General features: G+C 70.2%; 13 protein-coding genes. 9 read left to right on the top strand and 4 right to left on the bottom strand.

Features of this window, described 5'->3' with window-relative positions:
- The first annotated feature begins 203 nt into the window (after nt 1-203).
- The 9 genes from ET989_RS03360 to ET989_RS03320 all read left to right on the top strand — a co-directional run bounded on the left by ET989_RS03360 (nt 204) and on the right by ET989_RS03320 (nt 10,450).
- Nucleotides 204-2,060 carry an ABC transporter family substrate-binding protein gene (locus tag ET989_RS03360; RefSeq protein WP_131167145.1) on the top strand — a complete coding sequence of 619 codons (1,857 nt, stop codon included), beginning with the start codon at nt 204-206 and terminating at the stop codon, nt 2,058-2,060.
- 139 nt (nt 2,061-2,199) lie between these two features.
- Nucleotides 2,200-3,726: an ABC transporter permease gene (locus ET989_RS03355; protein WP_131167144.1), complete on the top strand. Its 1,527-nt coding sequence runs from the start codon at nt 2,200-2,202 to the stop codon at nt 3,724-3,726.
- Complete coding sequence (locus ET989_RS03350) at nt 3,723-4,967, top strand: ABC transporter permease (RefSeq protein WP_131167143.1); 1,245 nt, start codon at nt 3,723-3,725, stop codon at nt 4,965-4,967. The genes ET989_RS03355 and ET989_RS03350 overlap by 4 nt, the downstream gene beginning before the upstream one ends.
- Nucleotides 4,964-6,772 (top strand): ABC transporter ATP-binding protein, encoded by a 1,809-nt coding sequence (locus ET989_RS03345; protein WP_241656185.1) that lies wholly within the window; start codon nt 4,964-4,966, stop codon nt 6,770-6,772. Before ET989_RS03350 ends, ET989_RS03345 begins: the two co-directional genes overlap by 4 nt.
- Before the next feature lie 20 nt (nt 6,773-6,792).
- Nucleotides 6,793-7,266 (top strand): MogA/MoaB family molybdenum cofactor biosynthesis protein, encoded by a 474-nt coding sequence (locus tag ET989_RS03340; protein ID WP_131167142.1) that lies wholly within the window; start codon nt 6,793-6,795, stop codon nt 7,264-7,266.
- The gene (locus tag ET989_RS03335; RefSeq protein ID WP_131167141.1) at nt 7,266-7,715 is read left to right on the top strand and encodes a molybdenum cofactor biosynthesis protein MoaE; all 450 of its coding nucleotides are present in this window, start codon (nt 7,266-7,268) and stop codon (nt 7,713-7,715) included. Before ET989_RS03340 ends, ET989_RS03335 begins: the two co-directional genes overlap by 1 nt.
- Nucleotides 7,712-8,758: a GTP 3',8-cyclase MoaA gene (gene moaA, locus ET989_RS03330; protein WP_206662203.1), complete on the top strand. Its 1,047-nt coding sequence runs from the start codon at nt 7,712-7,714 to the stop codon at nt 8,756-8,758. The genes ET989_RS03335 and moaA overlap by 4 nt, the downstream gene beginning before the upstream one ends.
- Nucleotides 8,759-8,768: 10 nt before the next feature.
- Nucleotides 8,769-9,314, top strand: a complete 546-nt coding sequence (locus tag ET989_RS03325) for a pyridoxamine 5'-phosphate oxidase family protein (protein WP_131167140.1) — start codon at nt 8,769-8,771, stop codon at nt 9,312-9,314.
- A gap of 188 nt (nt 9,315-9,502) precedes the next feature.
- Nucleotides 9,503-10,450, top strand: coding sequence for a hypothetical protein (locus tag ET989_RS03320; RefSeq protein WP_131167139.1), 948 nt, complete (start codon nt 9,503-9,505; stop codon nt 10,448-10,450).
- A gap of 145 nt (nt 10,451-10,595) precedes the next feature.
- On the opposite strand, the gene ET989_RS03315 is transcribed toward ET989_RS03320, so the two are convergent.
- Genes ET989_RS03315 through ET989_RS03300 form a run of 4 tightly spaced genes read right to left on the bottom strand, consistent with a single transcriptional unit; the run spans nt 10,596 to nt 13,367 of the window.
- Nucleotides 10,596-10,835, bottom strand: a complete 240-nt coding sequence (locus ET989_RS03315) for a MoaD/ThiS family protein (protein ID WP_131167138.1) — start codon at nt 10,833-10,835, stop codon at nt 10,596-10,598.
- Nucleotides 10,835-11,680, bottom strand: coding sequence for an NTP transferase domain-containing protein (locus tag ET989_RS03310; RefSeq protein WP_131167137.1), 846 nt, complete (start codon nt 11,678-11,680; stop codon nt 10,835-10,837). The genes ET989_RS03315 and ET989_RS03310 overlap by 1 nt, the downstream gene beginning before the upstream one ends.
- Nucleotides 11,680-12,159, bottom strand: a complete 480-nt coding sequence (gene moaC / locus ET989_RS03305) for a cyclic pyranopterin monophosphate synthase MoaC (protein ID WP_206662202.1) — start codon at nt 12,157-12,159, stop codon at nt 11,680-11,682. The genes ET989_RS03310 and moaC overlap by 1 nt, the downstream gene beginning before the upstream one ends.
- Nucleotides 12,156-13,367: a molybdopterin molybdotransferase MoeA gene (locus tag ET989_RS03300; RefSeq protein WP_206662201.1), complete on the bottom strand. Its 1,212-nt coding sequence runs from the start codon at nt 13,365-13,367 to the stop codon at nt 12,156-12,158. The genes moaC and ET989_RS03300 overlap by 4 nt, the downstream gene beginning before the upstream one ends.
- Nucleotide 13,368 lies beyond the last annotated feature (1 nt).

The raw sequence follows: 13,368 nt of genomic DNA, 5'->3' as shown, positions 1-13,368 counted from the left end.
ACTTTTCACTTGGCGACTTGGGGTTTTTGTCGTTCCTGTCACGGTCGGATAACGAATCAACCTCTGTTCGGCGACACCTGTTGCCTCCGCATCGAGGTGGCTGTGTACGGTTCACTCACGACGCCCGACTGCCCACACCCGGGGGCAGACTGGTCCGCACGGGGGCCCTACCGCAGGAGCCTCCCGGAACCCATGGAGGAACATTGAGCAAGCGCAAGCTTCTGGCCACGGCGGGCATCGCTGTGGCGAGCGCGTTGGCGTTCTCGGCGTGCACGCCGGCGACCCCGACCGCCCCCGCCGGCACCGCCGGCACGAGCGCCGCCCCGACGGGCCCCACGGCGCTCAGCGTCGCCTGGAACCAGGCGTTCTACAGCCGCAACTCGGACACCGACTACGGCAACGCCACCGCGAACGCCAACATCCTGTACCTGACCAACGACTCGATCGGGTACTACGACCAGGATCTGGAGATCGCCCAGAACTCCTCGTTCGGCAAGTACGAGAAGGTCTCCGACGATCCGCTGAAGGTCAAGATCACCCTGGCCGACACGGCCACGTGGTCGGATGGCACCCCGGTCACCGCCGCCGACGCCGTCCTCCTCTGGGGCGCGGTCTCCACCAACTTCAACACTGTCGAGTCCGACGCGGTCAAGACCGACGAGAACACCGGTGAGGTCTCCGGCGTCGAGGGCGACAACGTCTACTTCAACGCTGCCTCGCCCGGGTACACGCTGGTCAAGGACTTCCCCGAGATCTCGGCGGACGGCAAGGAGATCACCTACACCTGGTCGGAGCCCTTCGTCGACTGGGAGATCCTCGCCATGTCGCCGGTCGGCGTTCCCGCGCACGTCGTCGCCAAGCGGGCTCTGCAGACCGCCGACGCCGAGGCCGGCGAGCAGGCCATCATCGACGCGTTCAAGAACAACGACCGAGCCAGCCTGGCCAAGATCGCCAAGGTCTGGAACAACGACTTCAACTTCAAGTCGACGCCGTCCGACGAGGAACTGTTGGTCGGGTCCGGCCCGTACGTCATCTCCGAACTCGTCGAGGAGCAGTACCTCACGGTCGAGAAGAACCCCAACTACAAGGGCATGCGCGCTCCGAAGATCGACAAGCTCACGGTCCGCATCATCCCGGACGCCCAGGCGTCGGTGCAGGCCCTGCAGAACGGTGAGGTCGCAGTCACGCAGCCTCAGTCGACGGCCGACATCCTGCAGCAGCTGCAGGCGCTCGCGCCCAACGTCGAGACCCTGACGCAGTCCGGCGGCACCTACGAGCACGTGGACCTTGTCTTCAACAACGGCGGGCCGTTCGACCCCAAGTCCTACGGTGGTGACGCGGAGAAGGCGAGGAAGGTTCGCCAGGCGTTCCTCCAGACCCTGCCCCGCCAGCGGATCATCGACAACATCATCAAGCCGCTGAACCCCGAGGCAACGGTCCGCAACACCTTCAACGTCGTCCCCGGCTCGCCCGAGTACGACGCGACCGCCGAGGCCAATGGCATGGAGGCCACCTACGGCGGCGGCTCGAACGTCGACAAGGCCAAGGAGCTGCTGGCCGAGGCCGGCGTCACCAACCCGACCGTCCGGATGCTTTTCGCCCAGAACAACACCCGCCGTCAGCAGGAGTTCCAGCTGATCAAGGAGACCGCCGAGCAGGCCGGCTTCACGATCGTGGACGCTTCCAGCACGGACTGGGGTCAGCTGCTGAGCACCAACGACGTCTACGACGCATCGCTGTTCGGGTGGCAGTCCACCGCTCTGGGCGTTTCGCAGGTTCCGCCGAACTACCTGTCCGATGGGCAGAACAACTACGGCGGCTACAGCAACGCCCAGGTCGACAAGCTCCTCAACGAGCTGAACACCACCACCGACACGGCCCGCCAAGGCGAGATCGTCAAGGAGGTCGAGAAGATTCTCGTCGAGGATGCGTTCGGTCTGACCATCTTCCAGTTCCCGGAGATCACCGGCATCGACACCACCAAGGTGAAGGGCGTTTCGTCCATCCCGCTGTCGCCGACCTTCTTCTGGAACTTCTGGGAGTGGGAGACCGTGGCCTGACCATGGTCGAAGGTCGCTAGGTATCAAGACTGTGGGGCGCCAGGCAAGCCTGGCGCCCCACAGCGCGAGTCGACCTCGCTACTATCACACGATGCACCCGATCGTCCGTCCGCCGCATGCCCCTGACTGGGAGTAGTCCATGGCACGTTTCATCGCTCGAAGGCTCGGCCTGGCCCTCGGCACCCTGTTCATCCTGTCGTTCCTCATGTACGGCCTCCTCGAGTTCGCGCTCGACCCGTTGCAGGACCTGCGGGAGAACCCGGCTCCCAACCGCGCCGAGCTCATCGCGAACCGCGTGCGCTTGCTCAACCTCGACGTGCCGTGGTATCAGCGCTACTTCCTGTGGCTGGGCCACTTCGTCCAGGGTGACTTCGGCATCGCCTGGCGCACCATGCAGCCGGTCAGCCAGCTCATCCGCGGCGCGATCGCCACGTCGGTCCAGCTGGTGCTCGCCGCCACGATCATCTCGATCCTGCTCGGCGTCACGATCGGCCTCGTCTCGGCGCTGCGCCAGTACACGACGTTCGACTACGTCATCACCTTCGTGTCGTTCCTGCTCTACTCGCTGCCGATCTTCTGGGTCGCGGTCCTCCTGAAGCAATTCCTCGCCATCGGCGCCAACGACTACCTGCAGAACCCCACGATCAACTGGCCGTTGGTGGTGACACTCAGCCTCATCTCGGCACTGTTCTGGACCGGCGCACTGGGCGGGCGGCGCGACAAGAAGATCAAGGTCTTTCTTGGCGCGCTCATCGTGACCTTCGCCGTCCTCGTGCTCACGCTGGCCACCGGGTGGGTCGAAAACCCGACGATCGGCGTCGTCGGCGTTGGCGTCCTCTCGATCGCCTTCGCCTTCGGCGTTACCGCGATCTTCGCCGGCCTGAACAACAAGCGTGCCCTCTACTCCGCCCTCACCACCGCCCTGCTCGGGACCATCATCTGGTGGCCGCTGCAGTGGCTGTGGGCCTACTGGGAGATGAGCTGGCCCTGGATGTTCGGCTTGCTGGCCGTCTCGCTGGCCGTGGCCGCCCTCATCGGCTTGCTCTTCGGCGGCCCCGACCGCCAGATCTCCATCCGCGGCGCGATGATCGTCGCCCTGTTCACCGGCGTGCTGATCTTCGCCGACCGCGTCCTCCAGACCTGGGTGCCCTACAACAACGCGCCTCAGATCCGGGGCAGGCCGCTCGCCACGATCGGCGCCGCAACGCCGGGCCTGAGCGCCGACTTCTGGATGAGGCAGCTGGACATGGCCACCCACCTGATGCTGCCGACCCTCGCCCTGGTGATGATCTCGTTCGCCACCTACGTCCGCTACCAGCGCGGCGCCATGCTCGAGGTGCTGAACCAGGACTACATCCGCACCGCGCGGTCCAAGGGCCTTTCGGAGCGGGTCGTCATCGTCCGCCACGCCCTGCGCAACGCGCTCATGCCGCTGGCCTCGATCGTCCCCGTCGACTTCATCACGCTGATCGGCGGCGCGGTCATCACCGAGACCATCTTCGGTTGGGCAGGCATGGGCCGCATGTTCCTCACCTCGCTCGGAGGCCAGGAGGTCGACCCGGTCATGTTCTACATCATGCTGACCGGCGGCCTGGCGATGATTGCCAACCTGGTGGCCGACTTCCTCTACGCCGTCATCGACCCCAGGATTCGGGTGAACGCATGAGCAACGACAACTACACCCCGAAGTACTCCTCGGACGATCCCGACCGCATCGAGGAGGCGCTCCCCGACGCGCCGCCGCACGACACGGAGATCCCCGTCGACACCAACGACTCCGGCGCGGCCGCGGTCGAGGTGCCCGAAACGGTCGCCGACGACGAGGCCTACGGCCGCGGCGAGGGCGTCGGCGAGGGCCAGGACGTGAAGGGCCTCTCGCAGGGTCAGATCGTCTGGAGCCGGTTCGTCCGCCATCGCGGCGCCATGTTCGGCCTGATCACCATCGCGGCAGTCTTCGTCTTCTCCGCCATCTCGATGGGCATCGGCCCCATCGACGGCCTGTGGCGCGTCCAGACGATCAGCTCCGGCGACGTCATCAACGGCGGACGCCCGAGCCTGAGCATCCCCGGCATCGGGGGCGCCACCGAGTTCGCCATCGGCGCGAACCCCTTCGGCCAGGACTCGCTGGGCCGCGACTACTTCGCCCAGGTGATGACCGGCGTGCAGACCTCGCTGCTCGTGGCCGTGGTGCTCGGCGCCGTCGCGATCACGCTCGGCGTGACCGTCGGGTCGCTGGCCGGCTTCTACCGCGGCAAGGTCGACATGGCGCTGATGCGCTTCACCGACCTGGTCATCACGCTGCCCGTCATCGTGCTCGGCGCCGTGCTGGGCGCCCTGGTCAGCAAGATTCCGCTGCGCCTCAACGCCGGCCCGGAGCTGACCCAGAGCATCCGCGAGAACATGCCCGTCATCCTGGCCGTCGCGCTCGGCTGCATCCTCTGGACCGGCCTGGCGCGCCTCGTCCGCTCGGAGTTCCTGACCCTGCGCGAGCGCGAGTTCGTCGACTCGGCCCGCGTGGCCGGGGCGTCCGACTGGCGCATCATCACCAAGCACATGCTGCCCAACGCGGTCGGCGTCATCGTCGTCAACGGCACCCTGCTGATGTCGGCGGCCGTCACCCTCGAGGCGGCGCTGAGCTTCGTCGGCTTCGGTATCACCGAGCCCACGATCTCGCTGGGTCGCCTGATCTCGGAGAACCAGGGTGCGTTCTCCACCCGTCCGTGGCTGTTCTGGTGGCCGGGCGTGTTCATCATCTTGATCGCCTTGAGCATCAACTTCATCGGCGACGGCCTGCGTGACGCCTTCGACCCGCGCACCAAGAAGATCCCGTCCGCGCGCGCCATGGCCAAGGCCGAGAAGCAGCTGGCCGCCTCGCGCGCCGCCCAGAGCCAGGAGGTGGCCCCGTGAGCCAGCCGCAGCAGCACCCCGAGAAGGCGCGCTCGGTCTTCACCGACGCCATCAAGCTCTCCCGCGACACCGGCGGCCCGGTGGCCAAGGGCGACACGATCCTGAAGGTCCAGGACCTGACCGTCCGGTTCTGGGTCGGCCAGGAGTGGTTCACCGCCGTCGAGAACATGAGCTACGAGCTCAAGGCCGGCGAGGTGCTGGCCATCGTGGGCGAGTCCGGTTCGGGCAAGACCCAGTCGTCGATGTCCCTGCTGGGCCTCCTGCCGCCCACGGGCCGCGCCACCGGCTCGGCCGACCTGAAGGGCACCGAGCTGGTCGGCATGTCGATCCAAGAGCTGCGCGAGGTGCGCGGCAACGAGATCTCGGTGATCTTCCAGGAGCCGATGACCGCTCTCAACCCGGTCTACACCGTCGGCTTCCAGATCGTGGAGACGCTCCGCACGCACTACCTGATGAACCCGGCGGCGGCCAAGGCGCGCGCCATCGAGCTCATGCGCATGGTGGAGATCCCCGAGCCGGAGGACAGCTTCAACAAGTTCCCCCATCAGCTCTCGGGTGGCCAGCGCCAGCGCATCATGATCGCCCAAGCGCTCGCGTGTGAGCCGAAGCTCCTGATCGCCGACGAACCCACCACCGCCCTCGACGTCACCGTCCAGGCCGAGATCCTGAAGCTGATGCGCGAGCTGCGCGAACGGGTCAGCGCGGGCATCATCCTCATCACCCACGACATGGGCGTCGTCGCCGACATGGCCGACCGCATCATCGTGATGAAGGACGGCAAGGTCGTCGAGCACGGCTCGAGCCACGACATCTTCAAGAACCCCCGTCACCCCTACACCCAGCAGCTGCTGGCGTCCGTCCCGCACCTGGCGGAACACGTGGACGACGACGACCTGGCAGACCGGCCCAACACGGTCATCGAGACCGAGGGCAACCCCGTCCCGCTCAGCGCCGCGCGCACGAACACCGAGCCCGCCCTCCTCATGGAGGACGTCGCAATCGTCTACCCGAAGCAGGGGCGTCGTCCCGAGTTCCGGGCCGCGGAGCACATCAACCTGCGCGTCGACCAGGGCGAGGTCGTCGGCCTGGTCGGCGAGTCCGGCTCCGGCAAGACCACGCTCGGCCGCGCCGCGGTCGCGCTGCTGCCGGTGCGCGAGGGCAAGCTGACCGTGGGCGGGTTCGACATCACGAACAAGTCGGTCAAGGAGCTCAAGCCCTTCCGTAAGACCGTCGGCATCGTGTTCCAGGACCCGGGCTCCTCGCTGAACCCGCGCCTGCCCGTGGGCGAGTCCATCGGCGAGCCGCTGTTCCTGCACGAGGGCCTCAAGGGCGCCGCGCTGAGCAAGAAGGTCGAGGACCTGCTGGACTCGGTGCACCTGCCGCGCGCGATGCGGAACCGCTACCCGCACGAGCTGTCCGGCGGCCAGCGCCAGCGCATCGGCATCGCCCGCGCGCTCGCGCTGAACCCGAAGCTGCTGATCGCCGACGAGCCGACCTCGGCCCTGGACGTGTCCGTCCAGGCCCGCGTCCTGAAGCTCTTCAAGGAGCTGCAGGAGCAGTACGGCTTCGCCTGCCTGTTCATCAGCCACGACCTCGCGGTCGTCGAGCAGGTGTCCAGCCGCATCGCCGTCATGCACCGCGGCCACCTGGTCGAGGTCGGCGACACCCTCGACATCGTGACCCGCCCGCAGCACCCGTACACGCAGCGCCTGCTGTCGGCCGTCCCGGTCCCCGACCCCGACGAGCAGCGCAAGCGCCGCGAGCTGCGCGACGCGATCATCGAGCGGGAGCACCTGGTCTCCTGACGCGAGGTAGCCTGACCCACATGCCCGTCCGCCCGCACGCCCACGTGGTCACCGTCTCCGACCGGTGCCACGCGGGCGAGCGGGCGGACGCATCGGGCCCCGCGGCGATCACACTGCTGGCCGGGGCGGGCTACGACGTCACGTCATCGGTCATCCCCGATGGCGAGCAGTCGGTGGCGGACGCCCTGCGTGCGGCGCTGGCGTCCGGCGCACGCCTGGTCGTGACGTCGGGCGGCACCGGGCTCGGCCCACGCGACCGGACGCCGGAGGGGACCCGCGGCGTCCTCGACCGGGAGATCCCGGGCATCCCCGAGTTGTTGCGCGCGTGGTCCGGCAAACCGCACGCCTACCTGAGTCGCGGGCTGGCAGGCGTGGCCGGCGACGCGGTCGTCGTCAACCTGCCCGGCTCGCCCCGGGCCGTCACCGAGGGGCTGGAGGTCGTCCTCCCGCTGGTCGCCCACCTGCTCGATCAACTGGATGGAGGAGACCACTGATGGGGCTGGAACGGGCAGCCGTGACCACCGGCGTCCTCGACGTCGCCGAGCACGCCGCGCTGGTCACCTCAGCGCGCGCGGGGGCGATGGCGACGTTCACCGGCATCATCCGCGACCACGACCCCGAGGCGGCCGGCGAGGTCGTCGGCATCGACTACTCCCACCACCCGGACGCCGGGGCTGTCCTGGGGCGGATCGCCGAGCGGGTGATCGGCGAGCTCGACCCGGCCGGCGAGGCGTCCGTCGCTCTGTCGCACCGGGTGGGGCGCTTGAACGTGGGGGAGGTCGCCCTCGTGTGCGCGGTCGCCACCCCGCACCGGGCGGAGGCGTTCGCGCTGTGTTCCGCCCTGGTCGAGGCGGTCAAGGCCGAGCTGCCCATCTGGAAGCACCAGACCGAGGCCTCGGGGCGCCGCGTCTGGTCGAACCTCGGCCTGGGGGACGGAGCGTGAGGAACCTGCCCCTGCTGGTCGACGGCCACGGCCGCGAGCACCGCGACCTGCGCGTCTCCCTCACCGACCACTGCAACCTGCGCTGTACCTACTGCATGCCCGGCGAGGGCGTCCCATGGCTGCCGAAGGCGTCCCTGCTGACGCTGGACGAACTCGTGGAGCTGGTCGGTATCGCCGTCGAGGCCGGCATCTCCGAGGTGCGGCTCACCGGTGGGGAGCCGCTGCTGCGCGCCGACATCGTCGCGATCGTGGCCAGCATCGCGGCCCTGTCGGGGCCGGGGGGCCACCCCGAGGTGTCGATGACCACCAACGGCATCGGGCTGGCGAAGCTCGCCGAGCCGCTGGCCGAGGCGGGGCTGGCGCGGGTGAACGTGTCGCTCGACACCCTGGACGCGGAGACGTACCGGCGGATGGCCCGGCGCGACCGCCTGGACGACACCCTCGCCGGCATCGAGGCCGCCCGAGCCGCCGGGCTGGGGCCGCTGAAGCTCAACACCGTGCTGCTGCGCGACGTGAACACCCACGAGGCCGTCGACCTGCTGCGGTTCGCGCTGGAGCGCGACGCCGAGCTGCGCTTCATCGAACAGATGCCGCTGGACGCCGGCCACACCTGGACGCGCGAGGGCATGGTCACCGCCGACGAGGTGCAGGCGTGGCTGTCGGAGGCGTTCGACCTGGAGGCGATCCCGGGCCGGGGGGCCGCCCCGGCCGAGCGCTACCGCGTCCGCCCCCTCGGGTCCCTGAGTTCGTCGAAGGGCGAGCCGGACGGTGACCCGCTCGGCACCGTCGGCATCATCGCCTCGGTCACCCGCCCGTTCTGCGGCGCGTGCGACCGGCTGCGACTGACCGCCGACGGCCAGCTGCGCAACTGCCTGTTCGCCACGGCCGAGTCGGACCTGCGGACGCCCCTGCGTGAGGGGGTCGACCGGGGCGAGATCATCCGGCGCATCCACGCGAGTCTGGCGGTCAAGCTGCCCGGGCACGGCATCAACGACCCGGGATTCCTGCAGCCGCGGCGTCCGATGAGCGCCATCGGGGGGTAGGTTCTGCGCCATGGGCAGCTTCTACGACACGATCGAACCCCAACTCGTGCGCTTCATCGCCAAGCAGCACATGTTCTTCGTCGCGACGGCTGCACCCACCGGGCGCGTCAACGTGTCGCCCAAGGGGCTGGACTCATTCCGGGTGCTGGGGCCGAACCGGGTCGCGTGGCTCAACGGGACGGGCTCGGGCAACGAGACCGCCGCCCACGTGCTCGCCAACCCGCGGATGACGCTGATGTTCTGCTCGGTCGAGGGCAAGCCGTGGATCCTGCGCCTGTACGGCACCGCCCGCATGGTGCAGCCGCCGGACCCCGAGTGGGACGAGCTCCTCGCCCTGTTCCCGCCCATGGATGGCGCCCGGCAGGTCTACGTCGTGGACGTGGACCAGTGCCAGACCTCGTGCGGGTTCGGCGTCCCCCTGTACAGCTACGAGGGACAGCGCGACCTCATGCCGCAGTGGGCCCAGAACAAGGGCCCCGACGGCATCGCCCGCTACCAGGCGGACAAGAACGCCACCTCCATCGACGGCTTCGCCACGGGCCTCCCGCCGCGGTAGCACGGCCTTGCTGCCCCCCCGTGTGCATTTCTATGGGGCGAAAACCGCAGCACAGAAGCGCCCGCGGGGCTCTGCGGGCAGGTTGTGCCCCATAGAAATGCACACGAGGTCGAGGGGCGTGTGCGACGTTGTCCACAGGCTCGGAGATTGGGTGACAGGACGGCCGCCCAACCGCCCATCGTCTCGGCATGAGCGACAGACCATTTCCCTCCATCCCCAGCCAGTTTGGCTTCGCCACGACGGCCCAACTCAGGGAGCGTGGGTTCAGTGAGTGGGAGCTGCACGAGTTCGCCCTGGCCGGACGCCGCGTCACCCGGGCCGTGTACGCCGCGACGGTGGGTCCGTGGCCCGAGCCGCTGCTGAGGATCGCCGGCGGGCTGTGGGCCGGGCCGGCGGCGGCGTTGACGGGGGTCGCGTCGCTCAAGCTTTGGGGCGTGGAGGATCTGCCCAAGCCGGAAGTGATCCGCTTCCTCGTCCCGCCCGACTGCCGGACCCGGCGCAACAGCCTGGGCATGCTCACCGTCCGCTCACGGCGGGCGCCCCGGAAGTTCGTCCGATCGGATGTCACCGTCGCCTCCCTCGAGCGCTCACTCGCCGATGCGGGCCGGTTCAAGGAATTGTCGGGCAACGATCTGCTCGCTGCGACGTTGGCGATGTTGTACGCGCGTCGGACGACTCAGGAACTCCTGGCTCGGGAGGTGGCAGACGGGGGTGACGCCGGAACCCGCGGCGTCCATGAAGCGATCGTCGCGTTCAGGCAGGGCGCATGGTCGCGCCCCGAAGCGGTGCTGGGGGACGCGATCCGCCAGGATCACCGGTTCCCACGGATGCTCTCGAACCCGCGCCTGTCCACGCGTGCAGGCGTGTTCGTCGGGGTGCCGGACGGATATTTCCCCGGCGAGGGCGTCGCGGTGCAGGTGCACTCGAAGAAGTACCACCGTGGCGTGGACGCCGCGGGCGCGGATCGCTGGGAACGGACCCTGACCAGGGACCTGGGATATGAGGAGCAGCAGATCCACGTCGTCCCCGTCGCCCCGAGGACCCTGTACGAGGATATGGGGCGCTTCCGTGATGCCTTGGCCGTGGTCGTGTCGGCAAGGAGAGGCCAGGGTCCCTCCCACATCGTCATTGACTGAACTGTCGCGGTTCGGCCGTCTGGCCCTGTGGCGCGCCCCTTCCGTGTGCATTTCTATGGGGCGAAACACGTCGACGCCGGGGTCTGGGCATTGCTGTGCGGCGGTTTCCGCCCCATAGAAATGCACACACCCCGGCCGCAGGCGGTCAGCCCCCGGCGAACGGGGGCAGAACGTCGACGAGCGTGGCCTCGGCCAGCGGGGCTCCGGGATCGGCGGTGTTGGCGCCGTCGACCAGGACCGAGCAGCGGTCGAGGACGCCGGCGAACGACGCGCCGTGCGCGACGACCAGCGCCTGGCGGAGCTCGCCGAGCGTCGGCGCGTCGACCGACTCGGAGTGGACGCCGGCGGCCTCGGCGGCGGCGGCGAAGTAGCGGACGTGGGCCATCAGTCCTCCAGGGTGGGTTCGGGGGCCGTGGCGATGGCGTCCTGCAGTTCGGCCATCACCATCGCGGGGTCGGCGTCGGGACGGGCGCCGAGCGCCAGCCCCAGGATGTATCCGGACACGGGCGCCATCGGGCGGGCGCCCTGGTGGGCCACGCGGCGCGCCAGGCGCAGGATCGCGTGCTCGTCGATGCCCGCCGGGTCGAGGCCGAGCCGGGCGCAGGCGTCCTCGACGAACGTCCGCCAGTCGCGCTTGTCGTCCTCGGCGCTGCCGGGGGCGGCGGGGTGCGAGGCGATCCAGTGGGCGAGCTGCTCGGGGGTGTCGAGGTCCTCGACCGAGGCGCCGCCCGGGTCTACCGGCAGCAGGGACAGGGACGCCATCACGCCCCGCACCGAGCGGTTGGCGGGGTCGCCCCACGCCGCGAACGCGGACCGCAGCGCGGGCGTCCGGTAGAGGGCGGCCAGGTGCTGCAGTTCGCCGCCGGCGTCCCGCAGGCACAGGCCGTCGGCCTCCTCGGGGGCCGTGGCGAGGGCGTCCGTCAAGCGGCGGACGGCGGCGGGGGCGTCCGGCAGGTCGCAGGCCAGCACGAGCGTCCACGGCGCGGGGGCGCCCACGGCGTCCAGCCCCGCCAGCAGGCCGGCGGCGGGGCCGGTGCCGGGCGGGTCCTCGCGCGTGAGCAGGACGCCGTCGGGCACGGCCACGTCGCCCACCACGACCGTGGTCGCGGCGCCCGTGACGGCCGAGAGCACGATGTCGAGCAGGCGGCGTCCGCCGATGTCGAGGTCGGCCTTGGACACCCCGCCCATGCGCGAGCCCTGCCCGCCGGCCACGATGATCGCGTCGTACATCAGTTCTCCCGCTTCCAGGTGCCGGAACGGCCGCCCTCCTTGGCGAGCAGGCGCACGTGCTCGATGTGGGCGAAGCGGTCCAAGCCCTTGACCATGTCGATGATCGCCAGCGCGGCCACGCTGACGGCCGTGAGCGCCTCCATCTCGACCCCGGTGCGGTCAGCGGTGCGCACGGTGGCGCGGACGTCCACGCCGTCGTCGCGCAGGGTCAGGTCGACCTCGCAGCCGTGGACGCCGATGACGTGCGCCAGCGGCAGCAGGTCGGGGGTCTTCTTCGCGGCCTGGATGCCCGCGATGCGGGCCACCGCGAGCACGTCGCCCTTGGGCACGTCGCCCGAACGCAACAGGTCGACCACGTCGGCGGACACGACGACGGACGCCGCGGCGGTGGCCGCGCGCACCGTCGGCTGCTTGGCGGTCACGTCGACCATTCGGGCGCTGCCGGACGCGTCGAGGTGGGTGAACGGCATCTCGGTCACGGGAGCCTCCTGACGGCGACGAGGTCGCCGGGGGCGACCGTGGTGACGTCCTCGCCGACGGCGGCGATCCCGTCCGCGAGCACGAGCGAGGTGACCATGTGCGACGCCGACCCGCGGCGGTGCGCGGGCCGGGCCAGCTGGCGGCCGGTTGTGTCGACGTCGAGGACGACGGGGATGAGCTGGCGGCGTCCGGGCGGTGAGTCCCAGCCCACGGTGGCCACGGCGACCGACCAGCCGGGGGTGGGGCGGTCGTGCAGCCGGTCGAGGGCGGGGGCGACGAACGTCTCGTAGCTGATCGCGGCCGACAGCGGGTTTCCGGGCAGCGCGACCACGGGGACGCCCCCCGCGCCCCAGCGCGCCCAGCCCTGCGGCTTGCCCGGCTGCATCCGGACGTGGCGGAACCGCGCCCCGCCAGCCTCGAGCACGATGCGGGTGACGTCGGCGTCCCCGACGCTGACGCCGCCGGAGACGACGATGAGGTCGCACGCGGGGGCGAGGGCGTCCAGCGCCGCGGTGAGGTCCTCAGGGGTGTCGCGCACCGCGTCCGGGGTGCGGGGGGTGGCGCCGTCGCGCGTGAGCAGGGCGGCGAGCAGCGTTCCGTTGGACTCGAAGATCTGCCCGCGTCCCAGCGCCTGGCCGGGCGGGATGAGCTCGTCGCCGGTCGCGATCACGCCCACCACGGGGCGGCGCACGCAGGCGAGGGTGGGAACCCCGGCGGCGGCCGCGGCGGCCAGCGCGTGCGCGTCGAGCCGGACGCCGGCGTCCAGTGCCAGGTCGCCGGCGCGGAGGTCCTCGCCGGCGTGCCTGACGTGGCGTCCGCGCTCGACGACGGCGTCGATCCGGACGCCGCCCTCGACGGGCGTGGTCTGCTCGACGGGCACGACGGCGTCCGCGCACGAGGGGAGGGGGGCGCCGGTCATGATCTTCACGCAGGCGCAGCCGCCGAAGACCGGGTCCTCCGACGCGCCGGCGAGGACTTCGCCGGCGACGTGCAGGGTGACGCCGGGTACGAGGTCGGCGGAGCGCACGGCGTAGCCGTCCATGGCGGAGTTGGCGAAAGCGGGCACGTCGCCGCGGGCCAGCACGGGCTCGGCCAGCGTGCGGCCGGACGCCTCGCGCAGGGCCACGCGCTCGACGTCGGGAAGGGGCGTGACGAGGGCCAGCACCTCGGCGAGGTATTCCTCGACATTCAGCAGGACCCTGCTCACG

This window comes from Propioniciclava sinopodophylli (genome assembly GCF_004324755.1).
In the GTDB taxonomy this organism is placed as follows: Bacteria; Actinomycetota; Actinomycetes; order Propionibacteriales; family Propionibacteriaceae; genus Propioniciclava; species Propioniciclava sinopodophylli.
This window is presented reverse-complemented; position numbering and strand designations above follow the sequence as displayed.

What these genes read in the sequence shown, in the direction of transcription:
- ET989_RS03310 (WP_131167137.1), bottom strand. Translation starts at nt 11,680, where the DNA reads ATGTACGACGCGATCATCGTGGCCGGCGGGCAGGGCTCGCGCATGGGC.
- ET989_RS03325 (WP_131167140.1), top strand. Translation starts at nt 8,769, where the DNA reads ATGGGCAGCTTCTACGACACGATCGAACCCCAACTCGTGCGCTTCATC.
- ET989_RS03350 (WP_131167143.1), top strand. Translation starts at nt 3,723, where the DNA reads ATGAGCAACGACAACTACACCCCGAAGTACTCCTCGGACGATCCCGAC.
- ET989_RS03335 (WP_131167141.1), top strand. Translation starts at nt 7,266, where the DNA reads ATGGGGCTGGAACGGGCAGCCGTGACCACCGGCGTCCTCGACGTCGCC.
- ET989_RS03340 (WP_131167142.1), top strand. Translation starts at nt 6,793, where the DNA reads ATGCCCGTCCGCCCGCACGCCCACGTGGTCACCGTCTCCGACCGGTGC.
- ET989_RS03320 (WP_131167139.1), top strand. Translation starts at nt 9,503, where the DNA reads ATGAGCGACAGACCATTTCCCTCCATCCCCAGCCAGTTTGGCTTCGCC.
- ET989_RS03355 (WP_131167144.1), top strand. Translation starts at nt 2,200, where the DNA reads ATGGCACGTTTCATCGCTCGAAGGCTCGGCCTGGCCCTCGGCACCCTG.
- ET989_RS03315 (WP_131167138.1), bottom strand. Translation starts at nt 10,835, where the DNA reads ATGGCCCACGTCCGCTACTTCGCCGCCGCCGCCGAGGCCGCCGGCGTC.